Below are 16,254 nucleotides of genomic sequence, written 5' to 3'. Positions count from 1 at the left end.
CGCGTGGGAACGGCGAGTACGAATAAGCGCACGCGAGTCCTAGCCCTAATGCCATGTGCGAACAGACGCGGTCTCCGGTCTCCCGACGGACGGTCCTCGCAGGGGCGGCGGCGCTCGGTACCGCCTCTCTCGCCGGGTGCAGCGCCCTCTCCGGAGATGGGGGTGCGAGTGGGGGCGACGTCCCCGCAGCCATCACCCTCACCCAGGAACACAGCTGCGACGTCTGCGGGATGGTCATCCCGAACCATCCCGGTCCCTCGACCGAGATATTCTACCCCGGCCGCGAGCCCGCGGGGCACGCCAACCCGGCGCGGTTCGACAGCACCTGGGAGGCGTATCAGTTCCACTTCGAACGCCGCGACGAGGGCTGGGAGGCCGCCGCGTTCTACGTGACGGACTACTCTACCGTCGACTACCGGACGTTCACCGAGGGGGGTGACACGCTCATCTCGACCCACCCCGAGGCCGAGGCGTTCGTCTCGGCCGAGACGGTCACGTACGTCGTCGCCAGCGAAGTGAAAGGCGCGATGGGCCGAGACCTCATCGGCTTCTCCGACCGGGCCGACGCCGAGTCGTTCCGCGACGAACACGGCGGGCAGTTGATGCGTCACGGGGACGTCACCCCAGCGACCATCGCGAGCCTCGGACGGTGACGCCGGCATGGAGGTGGCCGGATAGATGACGTTCGTCACACCCGGGGCCGTGCGCGTCGTCGCGGCGGTCCTCCTCGGCGTGCTCGTCGTCTCCAGCGGCGCGTTCGCACTCGGCCCCACCGCGGGCGACCAGCTCAGGCCGGTCCCGTTCGACAGGACGCTGTCGACTGGGATGACCTACGTCGACGTCAACCGCGCCGAGACCGAGGACTTCCACATCCCTCGCGCGGAGGTGTACTTCTCGCAGTACCGCTTCGTCGTCGGCTACTACGGCGTCGAGACGGCCGCCGGAGAGCTCGCCTCACCCGAGACGCGCGCGGGCTTCGGCGAGCCGCTCGCCGTGTTCGTCTCCGACTTCTCGACGGTTACGCCCGTGCTCACCGCCGAGGGCTACCTCACGACGGAGCGCGGCCGGGCCGTCGGCTGGACCCGCGCCGAGGACGCTGCCTTCGTCGTCGGGAGCGCCGCGCGGGCACCGAGCCGCGAACTCGCCGTCTCCTTCTCCGACCGGGCCGACGCCGAGTCGTTCCGCGACGAACACGGCGGCCGGGTCGTCGACTGGGAGACGCTCCAGCGGACCGCGGAGAACCCGCTCGACCGCCGCCGCGAGCGGTTCGAGTCGCGCGTCGCGGCCGACCACGCGTGGGCCGACGGTGTCGCGACCGACGCTCGCACACTGCTGGACCGCCCGACGTCGGTCGTCGTCGGAGCGGACGCGCCGACGCTCGCGGCCGCGCTCGAGGCGGCCCCACCGAACACGACGGTTCGGCTCCCAGCGGGGGTCTACAACGTGACGAACCTCTCCGTCGAGAAGCCGGTCACGCTCGTCGGTGCGGGGAACGCGACGGTGCTCCGGGGGAACGGCACCGACTCGGTGCTGACGCTTCGACACGCCCGCGTCGCGGTGTCGTCGCTCCGCATCGACGGCGTCGGCCCGAACGGAACCCAGCGCCGACCACACGGCGAGAACCTCACCCAGGAGGACTGGTCGCGGGTGGTCGAGTTCGCGTACGGCCAGGGCGACGCCGGCGTCGTCATGCACCGCGCGAACGGCTCCGTCGTCCACGACGTCACCGTCGACACGCCGGCCAGCGGCGTCATCGTCCGCTTCTCCGACCGGGCGGCGGTGCTCGATTCGAGGGTCGAAGGGACGGACGACCCCCGCGAGGGGTTCATGGGCGTCGTCCTGATGCAGTCGCGAGCGCTCGTCGAGGGGACCACGTTCGTCGGCGGGCGCGATGCGGTCTACACCCACCGCGCGGACGGCTTCGTCGTCCGCGACAACCACATGACCGGCGGCCGGTACGGCGTCCACTTCATGTACACCTCCCGGGGGACGGTCGCGGACAACACCATCCGGGACACCCGGGCGGGCGTCATCATCATGACCCGGCCGGTCGAGAACGTCGTCGTGGGCAACGACATCCGCGACTCCGAGTACGGCTTCATCCCCGTCGGCAGCGACAGCTACTACGCGCGGAACGTCCTCGTCGACAACGGCCACGGCCTCTCCGTGTCGGGCCACCGCTCGGTGTACGAGGAGAACGTCGTCGCCGGCAACGACGTCGGCGTCCGCGCGACAACCCTCTTCCCGACGAACTGGGTCGTCCGGAACGACTTCGTCGACAACGACCTGCAGGTCGAGACCGGCCGTGGCCCCCTCCGGACCTGGTCTCGGAGCGGCGAGGGCAACTACTGGGGTGACCTGCCCATCCCCGACGCCGACGGGGACGGCTCGCTCGACCGACCGTACCGACCCACTGGACCGGTCGACGGCGCGCTCCGCGAACAGCCGGCGGCGTGGACCGTCTCGCAGGCCCCGTCGGCCGTCGCGCTGCGGGCGACCGGCACGGACCTCTCGGGACTCCGGTCGGCGGGCGTCGTCGACCAGTCGCCGCGGGCGTCGCCGGTCAATCCGGTCGTCGTCGCGAACGTGACCGACGGCGAACAGCGTGGGAGGGTGCCCACGTGACCGACGGCGAACAGCGTGGGAGGGTGCCCACGTGACCGAGCCGAACTCGGAGACCCGGACGGCACGGTCAGACAGCGACCACGCCGGGCGGCGCGACGAGCAGGCGTCGAGCGGCGACGGCGAGCGCGAGGGCGACGGCGAGGACGCTCCACGGGCGGACGAGCGTGGGTCGGCGGTGGCGGTCACCGACCTCCGTCACGGCTTCGGCGACGTGACCGTGCTCGACGGCGTCTCGCTCGCCGTCGACGCCGGGACGCTCGTGAGTCTCGTCGGCCCCAACGGGTCGGGGAAGTCGACGCTCCTCCGGATCGTCGCGGGCGTCCTCGCCGCCGACAGCGGCCGGGTCGACGTCACGGGCCGTGGCGTGCGTCCGGTCGGCTACCTCCCACAGCAGCCGTCGTTTCGCCCCGGCTTCTCTGTCGTGGACACGCTGCGGTTCTACGCGGACCTGCTCGGTCCCGAGGCGGCACAGGACGTCGACGTCGACGCGGTGCTCGACCAGGTCGGCCTCGCGGGGGTCCGCAATCGGAAGGTCGAGGCGCTCTCGGGCGGAATGACGCGGCTGCTCGGCCTCGCGCAGGCGCTCCTCGGCGACCCAACGGTGCTCGTCCTCGACGAACCCGCGAGCGGTCTCGACCCGGCCATCTCGGCGCACATCTTCGAGACGGTCCGAGCCCTTACGGACGACGGCCGGACGGTGCTGCTCGCCTCACACGACCTCGTCTCCGTCGAGCGGACCGCCGACCGGGTGGTCGTCCTCGACCGCGGCGCGTTCGTCGCCGACGGCGCACCGGACGACCTGGTCCGGACGGCCGACGCCGACGGCCTCGTCGACGTCTTCCTCGACGCCATCTCCGGCGGTGCGGACGAGGCACCCACCGTCCGGACCGGTCTCGAACGAGGGGGTGAGCGCCGGTGAGCCTCGTCGAGCGTGCGGGTCGTGCCCGCGCGCTCACCGTCGCCGCGCGTGAACTCCGGTCCGTCGTGCGGACCTGGTCCGTCCTCGCGCTCGGGGCCGTCGTCTTCGTCAGCGTCGTCGGCGTCGTCGTCGCGGGGAGCGGCGCGGGCGGGTTCGTCCCGCTCGCGCTCGACCTGCTGTTCGCCGTCGAGGTGCTCGTCCCGCTATTCGCCTTCGCGGCGGGCTATCGAGCCGCGCTCGACGACCGCGCCTCGGGGGAGTTGGAGGCCATCCGCACGTACCCGCTCACCCGTGTGGAGTACGTCCTCGGCGCGTATCTCGGACGGGCGGTGTTCGTCGCGAGCGTCCTCATCGTCACGCTCGTCGTCGCGGGCGTGGTCGGCTCGACGCTCGCACCCGGGCGGACGGACCTCATCGCGGCGAACGAGGCGGCCGACTCGTTCTGGCTGTTCGTCCGTTTCACCGTCCTCACCGTCGTCTTCGGTCTCGTCGCGCTCGCGGTCGCGCTCGCGGTGTCGGCGGCCGCCCGGAGCGTCCGCCAGGCGCTCGCGGTCGTCGTCGCGCTCGCCGTGGCGTTCCTCGTCGGAATCGACGCGAGCGTCGTCGCGGGGCTGGCCGGCGGCCTCTCGCCTGAGGTGTTGCCGTTGACGGTCGCGCTCTCGCCCGCGAGTGCGTTCCGCGGACTCGTCCTCGACCTCGTCGTCGGCGCGGTGAGCGGACGCGATGCGGGGAGCGCGCTCGCCGGGGTCGTCGGGCTCGTGGGGTGGTTCGGCGGGTCGCTCCTCGTGGCCGTCGCGACGGTCTGGGAGTGACTCAGCCGAAGTTCTCGACCTTCAGTTCGCCGCCGTGTCCCAGTTCGTCGAGGGCGGCCGTCGCCCGGTCGACGAAGTCGGCGAAGCCGTAGACGAACACCGTGTCGTCTCTCGCGCCCGAGAGCGCGTCTCGCAGGTGGACCACGAGGTCCGCGTCGGCGTCGTCCATCATCACGGTGGCACCGACGGCGGCGAGTTCCTCGAGGCGTGTCTCGTGTGCGGGCGCGTCGTCGAGGTAGACGATGGCCACGTCGTGCCCGTCGGCGAGCGCGCGCTCGCCGATGCCCACCGCGGGGCCGACGCCGGGGCCGCCCGCGAGGACCACCACCCGTGACTCGCCCTCGTAGTGGTCCGAGCCGAAGGGTCCCTGCATCTCCAGTGTGTCCCCGGGTTCGAGCGCCGCGAGATGTCGCGAGAACGGGCCGCCCTCCTCGCTGACGCCGACGGTGACCTCGAAGCTGTCCTCGACGTCGGGCGACGAGAGGGTGTAGAAGCGGGCGTACTCCTCGCCGTCGACCTCGCCGGCGAGTTTCACGAACTGACCGGGGAGCGCCGAGAACTCCGCAGGAGTTTCGAACTCGATGGCGACGGTGTCCGGTCCCACGTCGTGGACCGAGACGACGGTGACTGTCGCGTTCATACGTGTCGTGACACCGCACGAGGGAAAAGCGCCTCGTTCGCCGTCACCGGCCGCGTCGACCGGCCAGTTTCCGTGGTACGTCTAGACGTGCCATAACGTGTGCCTCGGCCGTTCGTGCGGCATCTTTCACGGTCCTGCATGCCCCCTTTCAGAAGGCTTTTCATGGGGCGTTGGGTAGGGAAATTTAGCATGCCTGCGGACTTCAATTGGGCCATCGGCGGCGAGGCTGGCGATGGCATCGACTCCACGGGGAAGATATTCGCCCAGGCACTCTCACGGGCTGGACGACACGTCTTCACCTCGAAAGATTTCGCGTCGCGTATCCGCGGTGGCTACACGGCGTACAAGGTGCGGACGGGCGTCGACCCGGTCCAGAGTGTCGTCGATAGACTCGACGTTCTCATCGCGCTCACGCCGCGGACGATCGACGAGAACCTCGACGAACTGCACGAGGGCTCGGTGATCATCTACGACGGCGAGCGAACCACGATGCAGGACGTAGAGGTCCCGGAGGGGATGATCGGGCTGGACGTCCCCCTCAAGGGCCTCGCCGAGGAGGCCGGCGGTGCCATCATGCGCAACGTCGTCGCACTGGGTGCCGCGTGTGCCGTCGCGGACTTCCCCATCGAGAACCTCGACTCCGCGCTGCAGAAGCGCTTCGGTGGCAAGGGGCAGGCCATCGTCGACAACAACAAACAGGCCGCGCGGAAGGGCCAGGCGTACGTCGAAGAGGAGTACGACCACGAGTTCGACTACGACCTCGAGACGACGGACAACGACTACGTGCTCCTCAACGGCGACCAGGCCATCGGCATGGGTGCGATCGCCGCAGGCTGTCGCTTCTACGCCGGCTACCCCATCACGCCGGCGACGGAGGTCATGGAGTACCTCACGGGCCACATCGAACAGTACGGCGGTCACGTCGTCCAGGCGGAGGACGAACTCTCGGCCATCAACATGGCCCTCGGTGCGGCGCGAGCGGGCGCGCGCTCGATGACCGCGACTTCGGGTCCCGGTATCGACCTGATGGCCGAGACCTTTGGCTTAATCGCTACGAGTGAGACGCCGCTCGTCATCTGTGACGTGATGCGGTCTGGGCCCTCGACGGGGATGCCGACGAAGCAAGAGCAGGGCGACCTCAACATGGCGCTGTTCGGCGGCCACGGCGAGATTCCGCGGTTCGTCCTCGCCCCCACGTCGGTCTCGGAGTGCTTCTGGAAGACCGTCGAGGCGTTCAACCTCGCCGAGAAGTACAACACGCCCGTCTACCTGCTCTCGGACCTCGCGCTCGCGGTCACAGAGCAGACCTTCCCGCCGGAGGCGTTCGACATGGACGCCGTCGAGATCGACCGCGGGAAGCTCGTCGACGAGGACTCGATCGGCGAGTGGCAGAACGAGAAGGGCCAGTTCAAAGCCCACGCCATCACCGACGACGGCGTCAGTCCGCGGGCGGCACCCGGCACGGCGGGCGGGGCGCACATGTCCACGGGGCTCGAACACGACGAACTCGGCCGGCGGACCGAGGACACCGGTATGCGCGTCGAACAGGTCGACAAGCGCAACCGGAAGGTCCAGACGGCCCGCGACACCGAGGACTGGAGCCCCCGGGAGTTCGGCGACCCCGACTCGTCGAACCTCGTCATCTCGTGGGGGTCGAACGAGGGCGCGATGGAGGAGGCCATCGCCTTCCTCGAGGAAGAGGACATCGACGTCCGGTTCCTCTCGGTCCCGTACATCTTCCCGCGGCCGGACCTCTCCGACGAGGTCGCTGCGGCGGACACCGTCATCGTGGTCGAGTGTAACGCCAACGGCCAGTTCGCCGACCTCATCGAACACGACACGCTGACGCGCGTCGACCGCGTCAACAAGTACAACGGCGTTCGATTCAAGGCGGACGAACTCGCCGAGGATATCAAGGCGGCACTCGCGACAGACCAGGAGGTCGAAGCATGAGCTCAGACGTCAGATTCACGGATTTCAAATCGGACAAGCAGCCGACGTGGTGTCCCGGGTGCGGTGACTTCGGGACGATGAACGGCATGATGAAAGCACTCGCGGAGACGGGCAACCACCCCGACGACACGTTCATCGTCGCCGGTATCGGCTGCTCGGGCAAGATCGGGACGTACATGCACTCGTACGCCATCCACGGCGTCCACGGGCGCGCGCTCCCGGTCGGCACCGGTGTCAAACTCGCCAACCCGAACCTCGAAGTGATGGTCGCCGGCGGCGACGGTGACGGCTACTCCATCGGCGCGGGTCACTTCATCCACGCCGTCCGCCGGAACGTGAACATGTCCTACATCGTCATGGACAACCGCATCTACGGGCTCACGAAGGGGCAGGCCTCACCCACCTCGCGGGAGGACTTCGAGACGTCGACGACGCCCGAAGGTCCCCAGCAGCCCCCGGTCAACCCGCTCGCGCTCGCGCTCGCTGCGGGGGGGACGTTCATCGCCCAGTCCTTCTCGACGGACGCGAAGCGCCACGCCGAACTCGTCCAGCAGGCCATCGAGCACGACGGCTTCGGCTTCGTCAACGTCTTCTCCCCCTGTGTGACGTTCAACGACGTCGACACGTACGACTACTTCCGCGACAACCTGGTCGACCTCGCCGAGACCGACCACGACCCCTCGGATAGAGACCAGGCCAAAGAGAAGATCCTCGACTCCTCGAAGGAGTACATGGGTATCCTCTACCAGGACGAGGATTCAGTTCCGTACGAGGAGAAACACGGCCTCACCGAGAACATGGCCGAGGTCGAAGACGGCGCGCCCGCGGACGCGATGGACCTCGTCCGCGAGTTCTACTGACGCGTCCGACGGACCGCCCGTCGTCGGTTGTGTTCCCGCTTCTCCCCCATCTCTCGTCTCCCTCTCAGCTCCCACCCACCGAGCCGTCGGCACGGCCACACCCCCTCGGTCAGTCGTCCTCGTCGCTGCCGTGAGGCGGCGGTACCTCGACGTGTCCCGCATCGTCCATTGACGCGGCGGCGGCGTAGTCGGCGCCACCGTCTGCCGTCTGCTCCCCTCGTTCGGAAACGCGCTCGGTCCGCTCGAACGTTCGCTCGGCTGCCGGGAACGACGCGATGAACGACTCGACCACGTCATCCAGTTGGTCCGTCGAGTACCCGTCGACTGTCTGCTCCGGGGCGTCGTACGTGAACAGCCCGAGTCGTGCGAGCTTCGGGAGGTGAACGTGGTGCAGCCGCATCTCGACGATGTCCCTCGGGAGTTCGTGCTCGTCGGTGACGGTCCGGCTCAGTTCCTCGAGGTCGACTGGTCCCTCCCGCGTCGAGAGCCACTCCACGACGGACAGTCTGATCTGTGACTCGATGAACGTCTCGAACAATTCGGATTCATCAAGGTGAGACATACGTTCAGAGAGGTCGCTTGGCGTCTTATCCGTAGTGTGAGCACGTGCGTGGTAACACCGCGGATGTCTCTGCTGATTATGTCCAGTCAGTGTCAATAGAATTAATGTATCAAATCGACGAATGTCATCATGAACGGTCCCCGTGACGTCGACGACGACGCGTTCGAGACGGGCGTCTCGGCGCTCACGCAAATCGGACTCACGGAGTACCAGGCTCGCGTGTACGTGGGGCTCTCCCGGATTCATTCCGGGACGGCCCGTGAGGTGGCCGACGCGAGCGGCGTGCCTCGAGCACGCGTGTACGACACGCTCAACGCCCTGCACGACCGCGGCATCGTCGATATCCAGCAGTCGACGCCGCGCGAGTATCTCGCCGTCCCGGTCGAGAGCGCCATCGACGTGCTCGAGACCAGGTACCGAGAGAACGAAGACCGCGTCCGCGCTGCGCTCGCCGACGTCAACACGGACGAGGAGACGCCGGACGTCACGCAGGAGGGCGTCTGGGTCGTCACCGAGCGGGACCGCGTTTCATCACTGGAGCGACGATTCATCGACGAGGCGACCGAGCGAATCATCTTCGGCATCGCGAGCGAGGAGGTGTTCGACGAGGAGACGGCCGCTTCGCTCGAAGCGGCGAACGAAGGGGTCGAAATCGTCGTCGAGACGGTCGACGAGGAGCTCGTCGCGCGGTTCGAGGTGGCCCCACACGTCGATGTGATGACGCCCGAACAGGCGTGGGAGCACACCCCGGAACTCGAAGGGAAGATCGGCCGCATCCTCGTCGTCGACGACCAACACATCCTCGTGAGTACAGTGCTCGGACACGAACAGGTTCGGGGCGCGCCTGACGAGTCGGCGGTGTGGACGTCCGGTGGCGGCGCGGGTGACGGTCTGGTCCTCGCGCTCCGGAATCTCATGCTCGAACGGGTCGAGAACCGTGTTCGGGGTGAGGGCGAGGACGACGCGGGCGACGGAGACGGCGGGGGAAGCCGCACGGCTGCGGACCGCGGAGAGTCGTAGAACCCCGAACCGCTCGGACCGCGCGCCGTCAGGCCTCGCCCGTCGTCTCGTGTTCGATGGCCTCCATCAGCGCCGCAATCGTCGCCGCCTCGTCCATCTCCTCGCCGTGGACGCCCATCGCGAAGACGACGTCCTCGCCGTGTTCGACGGCCATCAGGTGGACGAGGAGTGTCTGGGTCGTCCCGCCGTCGTCGCTGGCGTCCGCCGGCGTGGTCACCGCACTGGTCGCTGCCGCGGTGTCGACCTGCACCGTCGCGGCGTAGGTGACGACCTCGACGCGCTGGCCGAGGACGGTCCGGTTCTGGGCGCGCTGTTCTTCGAAGCGGGCGATTTCGGTCACGTTCGCGCTCACGCCGTCGACCACGCCGCCGGTCGTGTTGTCCGCCGCTGCGACCACCTCGAAGAGTTCAGAGACGACGCCGCGGTTCGAGAGCTGTGTGAAGGGGTTGACCGACTGGCCCTCCACTCGCCGGTTGGGCGAACTCACGACGAGCAGCGCGGCGGTATCGTTCGCGCCCGAGGCGTCCGTGACGGTTCGAGAGTACCCGGAGACCCAGACGTAGACGGTCACGTCGCGTGAGACGGGGCCGACGCCCAGCGGATAGGTGAGCGGCACCTCGGTGGTGTTCCCGTGAATGTATCCGACAGGGGAGAGCGCCGCCTCCGGAATCGTCGCCGGCCCCGAGCGCACTTCCGCGAGCGTGCCCGTACAGCCGGCGACGACGACGAGGACCACGACGAGCGAGGGGGCAACGGCGCGCATGACTCACCCAGATACGTCACGCGGGGGCATCACCGTTTCCGTCCGGTAAGAGTGCCGGGCGGACGAACGCGTGGGCGCGCGGCGACCCGGGCGGCCGGTCACTCGACTGGCTCGACCCGAAGTCGGTACCGGGCCCCGCAGTCGAGACACCGTGCCTCGTCGCGGTCGAGGAGCGCGACGACGGGCACCTCCCCGAACGCACAGTTCGGACAGTCGTAGACGAGCGAGTCGCCCGCGATGCGGTGCGCGACGGCGTTGGTGTTGTCCGCGGAGAGTTCGACCATATGTGTTACCCACGTGGGTTGACAACGGTTACCACAATAGCTCTGTCGCCGCGCGGTCCGGACGCGTCGTCTCGAAGCCGAGACACGGCGTCGCGTCGGTCAGTTCAGGAAGCGCTCTGCGATCAACTGCTTGACCGTCGAGGCGTCCTCGAGTTTGAGGAGTTTCAACAGCGCCCAGACGTTGCCTCGGTTCGCCTCGTTCAGCGTCTCTGGAGGGGCCTGGTTGAGGTCGCGCATCAGCGTATCGTAGCGCTCGTTCGGCGCGAGATACAGCAGTTCGGTCATCAACAGACGCGTCCGCATCTTCGGAGCGACCTCCGTGTGCCAGAGGTGGTCGTACAGTGCCATCTCCGCCGCGGAGGTGTCTTTCTCGTCCGGGGTGAGACAGTAATCGACGGTGATGGCCGCCGCGCGTGCGGACTTCATCCCTTTGTGGATGCCCTCTCCCCAGAGCGGGTCGATGGTCGGCACCGTATCCCCGATGGCCATGAAGCTGTCCGTGCTGAGCCCGGTCGGCATCTGGATGTGCGCCGAACCGCGGTGCTGTTTCCCTTCGAGTTTCGTCGCGTCGGCGAAGCGCGGGTCCCGCTCGAGCCAGTAGTCGAGATAGCCGTCGATGGTCATGCCGTCCTTGCCGTACTCGTGGTGGGCGTCGTTCTGGATGTAACAGAGGCCGACCTTCGCCGTGTCGTCACCGGTGTGGAAGATCCACGAGTAGCCACCGGGGGCGAGGTCGTGGTCCAGCCGGAGCATCATCGCGTCGTGGAGGTCGGCGTAGCCGGGGTGGTCGAGGTCGACGCCTTCGAACTCGTACTCGACGCCGATGGCCTGCTTCTCGCGCTGGAGGTCGACGACGTCCAGGGCGCGAGCGAGTGGGGCGCTCGGCCCGGTCGCGTCGATGACGACGTCGGCGTACACCTCGTCGCCGCCGTTGTAGCGGACGCCGACGACCTCGCCACCCTCGACGATGGGGCCGGAGACGCGCGTGTCGAACCAGTACTCTGCGCCCTGTGCTCGCCCGTCGTCGACGAGGAACTGCTTGAAGTCGGCGAACTCCAACACGGCACCGGTCTGCGGGCGCGAGTACGAGTGGTTCGGCGACTCCAACACGATGCTGTCGGTGAACTGCATCACGACGTCGTCGGGGACGTTGAACGACGTCAGCATCGAGGGGAACGTTCCTCCCGTCGACTTGTTGCTCTGTCTCGGGAAGCCGTCTTCGGCCTCGGTCTCCAGAACGAGCACGTCGTAGTCTCTCGTGGCAAGGTCTCGTGCACACTGTGCGCCCGCCGGTCCGGCACCGGCGATTACCACGTCGAAACGCTCGTCCATACGTCACGCTGTTGCCTCCCGGTAATCAGTGTTCCTTTCTCTCCCGTCGGTGAGCGCAACGAGCGAAGACCGGCGCACGCGGCCGACTCGGCGACGGCGAGGGGTGACGAGAGGACGACGGGCCACGACGCGGTCGGCAGCCGTGCGCGAACGCGGCACAACCGAAGGGTTCCACAACCGCTTTCGGCATGCCGTCCCTCCTTCCGACGATGACAGACACCATCGGCAGCGGCGCGGCCCCGCTCGCGAACGGCATGCCCATGCTCGGCCTCGGCACCTGGCAGAACACGAACCCCGACGAGTGCCGGACCGCCGTGCGCGAGGCGCTGGAGATGGGCTACCGCCACATCGACACCGCCCAGGCGTACGACAACGAGACGGAGGTCGGTGAGGGAATCGCCGCCGCCGACGTCTCCCGCGACGACGTCTTCCTCGCGACGAAGGTGTGGACCGCGAACCTCGCGTACGACGACGTCCTCGCCACGACCCGAGCGTCGCTCGACCGCCTCGGCGTCGACTCGCTCGACCTACTGTACGTCCACTGGCCGACGAACGCTTACGACGCCGAGGAGACCCTCGCGGCGTTCGACGAACTGTACGACGAGGGGACCATCGACCGCGTCGGCGTCTCGAACTTCGAGCCCCGACACCTCGACGAAGCGGTCGACCTCCTGGACGCGCCGGTCTTCGCCAACCAGGTCGAACTCCATCCGCTTCTCCCCCAGGAGACGGTCAGGGAAGCGTGTGCCGAACACGACGTCGAGGTCGTCGCCTACTCCCCCCTCGCGAGAGGGAAGGTGTTCGACGTGCCGCTCCTCCAGGAACTGGCCGACGACTACGACACGAGCGCCGCAGGGGTCTCGCTCGCGTGGCTCCGCGCGAAGGGCGTCACGGCCATCCCGAAGGCGACCTCGACGGACCACATCCGCGACAACTGGGAGTCGCTCGCGGTCGACCTCGACGACGAGGACGTGGCACGCATCGACGCGATCGAAGAGACTGACCGCCGCGTCGACCCCGACTGGGCGCCGTGGCACTGAGGCGGCGGCGACCCCGCGCGGCGATGCCGTAACGGCTTAGTTCGGACCGTCCCGAGAGGCGGTATGGAGTTCGACCTCGGAAAGACCGTGCTGGTCTTCGCCGTCCTCATCGCCGTCGGGACGACCGCACTCGTCGGGATGGGCGTGATGGCGACAGGCACAGTGTTGATGATGGTAACGCCCGCGATGGTCGTCTTCGGGGCCATCTGCCTCGGCATCGGCGTCAAACACGGCGAGTACCGCAGTACCCGGTAGAGACGGCGTCACGCCTCGGCGTCTTCTCCGCCACCCGCGTCGACCACCTCGTCGAGTCCGTCCTCGTCCGTCACCCGAACAGCGACGCGGACCCCGACGAGCGAGACGACGATGCCGGCGACGATGAACAGCGCGAGCCGCTGGGTCGCGGTGAGGAGGAGGCGGTCGAACAGCACGAGGTTGGGGAGGACCCCCTCGCGCTCGAGGAAGTAGCCCGAGAAGCCCCGAACGACGAGGCCGAGCGCGACGACGCCGAACGGGAGGTTCAGGTAGGGGGTCCGGACCCCTTCGGCGCTGATGAGTTCGTCGAGGAGCCGACCCGTGCTGGCGGTGAGTGCCGCGAGCGCGAGCCACGGGACGGCGGCGTAGGTGAACTGCATCGTCGGGAGCAGCGCCGTCTCGCCGACCGGGGCGTTCGACACCGAGAGCGCACCGAGGAACACCCCGACGAGCGCGAGTCCCGCGGCGACGACGTACGTCACGACGGACACCTGCCCGGAGTACATCGCCGCGCGAACCCGCTCGGGGAGGTTCGCGAGCAGTTCGTCGATGGCGAGTCCCTTGTACAACAGCACCGCACCCAACAGCGAGGCGAGTCCCGCCAACGCGATGGTGGGCGAGAACTGACTCAGCAGGACGGGGAGGAGGAGCAGGCCGATTCCCGTCGGCACCAAGAGCGTCGTCCGCAACTCCTCGTCGGCGAGGAACTGCTTCAGGAGGTAGTACGTCGACTCGAGGTCGTGCGCCTGCCGGACGACGACGCGGTCGACGGCGTCGACCGGGAGCCGCGACTCGACGACGGGGACCAGTCGCTCGTCCTGGACGCTGTCGATGACCACCACCGCGGAGTCGGGAGCGTACTCCTCGACGAGGCTGTCGAGCTGGGCGGCGACGGAGCGGTCGCCCCCGACGATGGAGTCGCTGCCGCCGGCGACGACGGCGACAATCGCCTCGTCGTCGTCGTCGCGGAGTTCGCGCGCGACCCGCAGCGTCTCCAGCAGGCAGTTGACGCTCGAGTCCTCGGGGTCGGCGAGGCCGACCTCCGTGACGAGCGACTGGACGGCTTCCCAGCCGACAACCGGCGTCGTGAGCCCCGTCTTCCGGCCGATGTCGTCGGTCCGGTCGACACACAGAACGAGCGTCGTCACAGCCGATTTGACGCGTGGGCCGGGTAAAACAGTCCCGGTCACCGGGCTCTCGCGCGCCGTCGCGGAGCATCGCCAGGTGTGCGCCGTCGCTCCGTGTGGCGGGTGTGGGACGCCGTCCGTCGCCGCCGGGGTCGACGACCCGCAGCAAACCGCGAGCAGCAAACCGCGAACACGACCATCGACGGTCGTTCACCGCCCGGGTGAGAGCCGCGACCGAATCAGCCGACGAAGCCGTGTGCGATGCCGGCGGCGAGGAGCGTCCCACGCCGGTCGACCAGCCAACCGGTGACGAGGCCGACGACGAGGAGCGGCCACGACGAGACGGGGTAGTACCCGAGGTGCGCGAGGGTGAACACGACCGCTTGCCCGACGATAGCCGGCCCGCGGCCGTACCGCGTCTCGAGGAGGCGCTGGAGGAACCCTCGGAAGAGCGTCTCCTCTTGGAACGCGGCGATGGCGAATCCGAAGAACCAGCCGAGCAGGAGCGTCACCGCGAGGGGTGTGGTCGACGCACCGCTGGCCCCGGGTGGACCAGGGTCGGCCGCCGTCGGGCCGGGTGGGGCCAGCGACGGGACGAACGCCGTGAGTACGAGCACGCTCGCCACCGTGACGACGAGGACGGCGACGATACCCACGAGGCTCCAGCGGAGGTCCCCCCGCACCCGTCGTCGGTCGACCCACCACGCACGGAGGTCGACGCCGACCCAGCGCGTGAAACCGAGGTAGACCAGACCGACAGAGAGGAGGAGGAAGATACCGGCGAGGAACGCGAGGAACGCGAGGAACGCCGGATCGGTACTGTACCCGCCGGGAAAGTACCGAGCCCAGGCCCGGGCGAAGAGCGCGCGGAGGCCAACGAACGCCCCGAGCAGGGCGAGTCCACGGACCTGCTGTGTGCGCGTGAACTCGGTCTCCGAGAGCGAACCAGCCGGGCCCGTGGAGGTCATACACACCGCTCCGTCACCGACCAACATATACCTGGTCGCTGTCAGGTGATGGGAGGACTGTCACCGACAGCGGCCGCGTGCTCAGAACCGGAGTTTCAGCGGCTCTTCGGTGTCGCCGACGACCCGACCGGCGACGCCGGCACCGAGCGCGTAGGCGACCGACTCGGCACCGCCGCGCAGGCGCGCTGCGAGCGACTGCTGTGGCGTGAACTCCTCGACGCTCACTTCGTCCCGCTCGAGCAGGTCCGCGAGGCGTTCTTCGACCGCGTCTCGGGCACCGAGGCCGTCGACGAGGCCGCGCTCGTGGGCGTCGGTCCCGACGAACACGCGCGCCTCGGTGTCGCGGACGGCCGCCTCGTCCATGTCGCGACCCTCGGCGACGCGTTCGACGAAGTTGTCGTAGAAATCGTCGATGATGCCTTGCAGATAGGCTCGCTCGTCGTCGTCCATCTCCTTGAGGGCGACGCCGGCGTCCTTGTACTGGCCGGCGGCGAACCGCTCGTAGGAGATTCCCAGCCTGTCGGCGAGGTCGGAGACGTTCACCCGTGAGCCGATGACGCCGATGCTGCCCACGATGGAGGCGTCGCGCGCCCAGAGTTCGTCACAGCCGCTGGCGATCCAGTAGCCGCCGCTGGCGCAGGTGTCGGTCGCGTACGCGAGCGTCGGCCCGTCGAAGTTCATCGCCGCGCGGCGGATGTCGTCACTGGGAACGACCTCGCCACCGGGCGTGTTCAGTTTGACGAGGAGGCCGTCGGCCGCGTCGTCTTCGTCCGCACGCTCGATCTGTTCGACGATGTCGTCGGCAGGGGTGCCCCGCGTGCCCGTGGGGAGTGGTCCGGGGCCGCCATCCCGGGAGATCGGGCCGGTGACGGCGACCTCGGCCACGTCGTAGTCGGGGTAGCGGGCGCTCACGGCGCGGCCGGCGAAGCGAACCGCGACGACGACGAGGCCGATGACGAGGAGGACACCGACCAACTCTGCGAGGTCGGCCGGGAACTCGACGAGGAGTACCCAGCCGACGACGGCCGCGACGGCTGCCGCGGAGAGGACGGCACCTCCGGTGACGACGGTTCGTGAACGTTCACTCATGGCTG

Annotated in this window: 17 protein-coding genes; 9 read left to right on the top strand and 8 right to left on the bottom strand. The window is 68.6% G+C overall.

Annotation, left to right across the window (positions count from 1 at the left end; translation table 11 throughout):
* Positions 1-53: 53 nt before the first annotated feature.
* From E6N53_RS01045 to E6N53_RS01030, 4 genes are read left to right on the top strand one after another with little or no spacing between them, the layout of a single operon-like run.
* Positions 54-653 (top strand): nitrous oxide reductase accessory protein NosL, encoded by a 600-nt coding sequence (locus E6N53_RS01045; RefSeq protein ID WP_142856206.1) that lies wholly within the window; start codon positions 54-56, stop codon positions 651-653.
* Between the two features lie 25 nt (positions 654-678).
* A complete protein-coding gene (locus E6N53_RS01040; RefSeq protein WP_142856204.1) occupies positions 679-2,625 on the top strand; it encodes a NosD domain-containing protein in 1,947 nt (648 codons plus the stop codon).
* A 31-nt stretch (positions 2,626-2,656) separates the two neighbouring features.
* Positions 2,657-3,544, top strand: a complete 888-nt coding sequence (locus E6N53_RS01035) for an ABC transporter ATP-binding protein (protein WP_142856202.1) — start codon at positions 2,657-2,659, stop codon at positions 3,542-3,544.
* Positions 3,541-4,356 carry an ABC transporter permease gene (locus E6N53_RS01030; protein WP_142856199.1) on the top strand — a complete coding sequence of 272 codons (816 nt, stop codon included), beginning with the start codon at positions 3,541-3,543 and terminating at the stop codon, positions 4,354-4,356. The genes E6N53_RS01035 and E6N53_RS01030 overlap by 4 nt, the downstream gene beginning before the upstream one ends.
* Position 4,357: 1 nt before the next feature.
* On the opposite strand, the gene E6N53_RS01025 is transcribed toward E6N53_RS01030, so the two are convergent.
* Positions 4,358-4,996 (bottom strand): FAD-dependent oxidoreductase, encoded by a 639-nt coding sequence (locus tag E6N53_RS01025; protein WP_142856197.1) that lies wholly within the window; start codon positions 4,994-4,996, stop codon positions 4,358-4,360.
* Positions 4,997-5,185: 189 nt separating this feature from the next.
* On the opposite strand from E6N53_RS01025, the gene E6N53_RS01020 reads away from it, so the two are divergent.
* Positions 5,186-6,949 carry a 2-oxoacid:acceptor oxidoreductase subunit alpha gene (locus E6N53_RS01020; RefSeq protein ID WP_136588609.1) on the top strand — a complete coding sequence of 588 codons (1,764 nt, stop codon included), beginning with the start codon at positions 5,186-5,188 and terminating at the stop codon, positions 6,947-6,949.
* A complete protein-coding gene (locus tag E6N53_RS01015) occupies positions 6,946-7,809 on the top strand; it encodes a 2-oxoacid:ferredoxin oxidoreductase subunit beta (RefSeq protein WP_142856195.1) in 864 nt (287 codons plus the stop codon). Before E6N53_RS01020 ends, E6N53_RS01015 begins: the two co-directional genes overlap by 4 nt.
* Positions 7,810-7,918: 109 nt before the next feature.
* On the opposite strand, the gene E6N53_RS01010 is transcribed toward E6N53_RS01015, so the two are convergent.
* Entirely contained in the window at positions 7,919-8,371 is a 453-nt protein-coding gene (locus tag E6N53_RS01010) for a DUF7344 domain-containing protein (RefSeq protein ID WP_142856193.1), read from the bottom strand.
* A 129-nt stretch (positions 8,372-8,500) separates the two neighbouring features.
* Between E6N53_RS01010 and E6N53_RS01005 the strand changes: the two genes are divergently transcribed.
* Positions 8,501-9,391 (top strand): TrmB family transcriptional regulator, encoded by an 891-nt coding sequence (locus E6N53_RS01005; protein WP_142856190.1) that lies wholly within the window; start codon positions 8,501-8,503, stop codon positions 9,389-9,391.
* A gap of 28 nt (positions 9,392-9,419) precedes the next feature.
* On the opposite strand, the gene E6N53_RS01000 is transcribed toward E6N53_RS01005, so the two are convergent.
* From E6N53_RS01000 to E6N53_RS00990, 3 genes are all read right to left on the bottom strand, one after another.
* Complete coding sequence (locus E6N53_RS01000) at positions 9,420-10,154, bottom strand: DUF6517 family protein (RefSeq protein ID WP_142856188.1); 735 nt, start codon at positions 10,152-10,154, stop codon at positions 9,420-9,422.
* Positions 10,155-10,252: 98 nt separating this feature from the next.
* Complete coding sequence (locus tag E6N53_RS00995) at positions 10,253-10,438, bottom strand: hypothetical protein (protein ID WP_136588606.1); 186 nt, start codon at positions 10,436-10,438, stop codon at positions 10,253-10,255.
* A gap of 99 nt (positions 10,439-10,537) precedes the next feature.
* Entirely contained in the window at positions 10,538-11,770 is a 1,233-nt protein-coding gene (locus E6N53_RS00990) for a digeranylgeranylglycerophospholipid reductase (protein WP_142856186.1), read from the bottom strand.
* A gap of 254 nt (positions 11,771-12,024) precedes the next feature.
* Between E6N53_RS00990 and E6N53_RS00985 the strand changes: the two genes are divergently transcribed.
* Together E6N53_RS00985 and E6N53_RS00980 are read left to right on the top strand one after the other, a co-directional pair.
* A complete protein-coding gene (locus E6N53_RS00985) occupies positions 12,025-12,810 on the top strand; it encodes an aldo/keto reductase (RefSeq protein ID WP_142857223.1) in 786 nt (261 codons plus the stop codon).
* Between the two features lie 63 nt (positions 12,811-12,873).
* On the top strand, positions 12,874-13,065 hold the full coding sequence (locus E6N53_RS00980; protein WP_142856183.1) for a DUF7333 family protein: 192 nt from the start codon (positions 12,874-12,876) through the stop codon (positions 13,063-13,065).
* A gap of 8 nt (positions 13,066-13,073) precedes the next feature.
* Here E6N53_RS00980 and E6N53_RS00975 read toward each other — a convergent pair whose 3' ends face one another.
* The 3 genes from E6N53_RS00975 to sppA form a co-directional block, all read right to left on the bottom strand.
* Entirely contained in the window at positions 13,074-14,213 is a 1,140-nt protein-coding gene (locus tag E6N53_RS00975) for a DUF373 family protein (protein ID WP_142856181.1), read from the bottom strand.
* A gap of 218 nt (positions 14,214-14,431) precedes the next feature.
* Positions 14,432-15,160: a CPBP family intramembrane glutamic endopeptidase gene (locus E6N53_RS00970; protein WP_161596496.1), complete on the bottom strand. Its 729-nt coding sequence runs from the start codon at positions 15,158-15,160 to the stop codon at positions 14,432-14,434.
* Between the two features lie 81 nt (positions 15,161-15,241).
* Complete coding sequence (sppA, locus tag E6N53_RS00965) at positions 15,242-16,249, bottom strand: signal peptide peptidase SppA (RefSeq protein ID WP_142856177.1); 1,008 nt, start codon at positions 16,247-16,249, stop codon at positions 15,242-15,244.
* Between the last annotated feature and the right edge of the window lie 5 nt (positions 16,250-16,254).

It is taken from the genome of Salinigranum halophilum, from assembly GCF_007004735.1.
Taxonomy (GTDB): domain Archaea; phylum Halobacteriota; class Halobacteria; order Halobacteriales; family Haloferacaceae; genus Salinigranum; species Salinigranum halophilum.
Note: the sequence above shows the minus strand (reverse complement) of the source record. Positions and strands in the feature narration are given on the sequence as shown.

Excerpts from the sequence above, each read along its gene's own strand:
- E6N53_RS00970 (WP_161596496.1), bottom strand. The coding sequence starts at position 15,160 with ATGACCTCCACGGGCCCGGCTGGTTCGCTCTCGGAGACCGAGTTCACG.
- sppA (WP_142856177.1), bottom strand. The coding sequence starts at position 16,249 with ATGAGTGAACGTTCACGAACCGTCGTCACCGGAGGTGCCGTCCTCTCC.
- E6N53_RS01045 (WP_142856206.1), top strand. The coding sequence starts at position 54 with ATGTGCGAACAGACGCGGTCTCCGGTCTCCCGACGGACGGTCCTCGCA.
- E6N53_RS00985 (WP_142857223.1), top strand. The coding sequence starts at position 12,025 with ATGCCCATGCTCGGCCTCGGCACCTGGCAGAACACGAACCCCGACGAG.
- E6N53_RS01000 (WP_142856188.1), bottom strand. The coding sequence starts at position 10,154 with ATGCGCGCCGTTGCCCCCTCGCTCGTCGTGGTCCTCGTCGTCGTCGCC.
- E6N53_RS00980 (WP_142856183.1), top strand. The coding sequence starts at position 12,874 with ATGGAGTTCGACCTCGGAAAGACCGTGCTGGTCTTCGCCGTCCTCATC.
- E6N53_RS01020 (WP_136588609.1), top strand. The coding sequence starts at position 5,186 with ATGCCTGCGGACTTCAATTGGGCCATCGGCGGCGAGGCTGGCGATGGC.
- E6N53_RS01015 (WP_142856195.1), top strand. The coding sequence starts at position 6,946 with ATGAGCTCAGACGTCAGATTCACGGATTTCAAATCGGACAAGCAGCCG.
- E6N53_RS01040 (WP_142856204.1), top strand. The coding sequence starts at position 679 with ATGACGTTCGTCACACCCGGGGCCGTGCGCGTCGTCGCGGCGGTCCTC.
- E6N53_RS01005 (WP_142856190.1), top strand. The coding sequence starts at position 8,501 with ATGAACGGTCCCCGTGACGTCGACGACGACGCGTTCGAGACGGGCGTC.
- E6N53_RS01025 (WP_142856197.1), bottom strand. The coding sequence starts at position 4,996 with ATGAACGCGACAGTCACCGTCGTCTCGGTCCACGACGTGGGACCGGAC.
- E6N53_RS01010 (WP_142856193.1), bottom strand. The coding sequence starts at position 8,371 with ATGTCTCACCTTGATGAATCCGAATTGTTCGAGACGTTCATCGAGTCA.
- E6N53_RS00995 (WP_136588606.1), bottom strand. The coding sequence starts at position 10,438 with ATGGTCGAACTCTCCGCGGACAACACCAACGCCGTCGCGCACCGCATC.
- E6N53_RS00990 (WP_142856186.1), bottom strand. The coding sequence starts at position 11,770 with ATGGACGAGCGTTTCGACGTGGTAATCGCCGGTGCCGGACCGGCGGGC.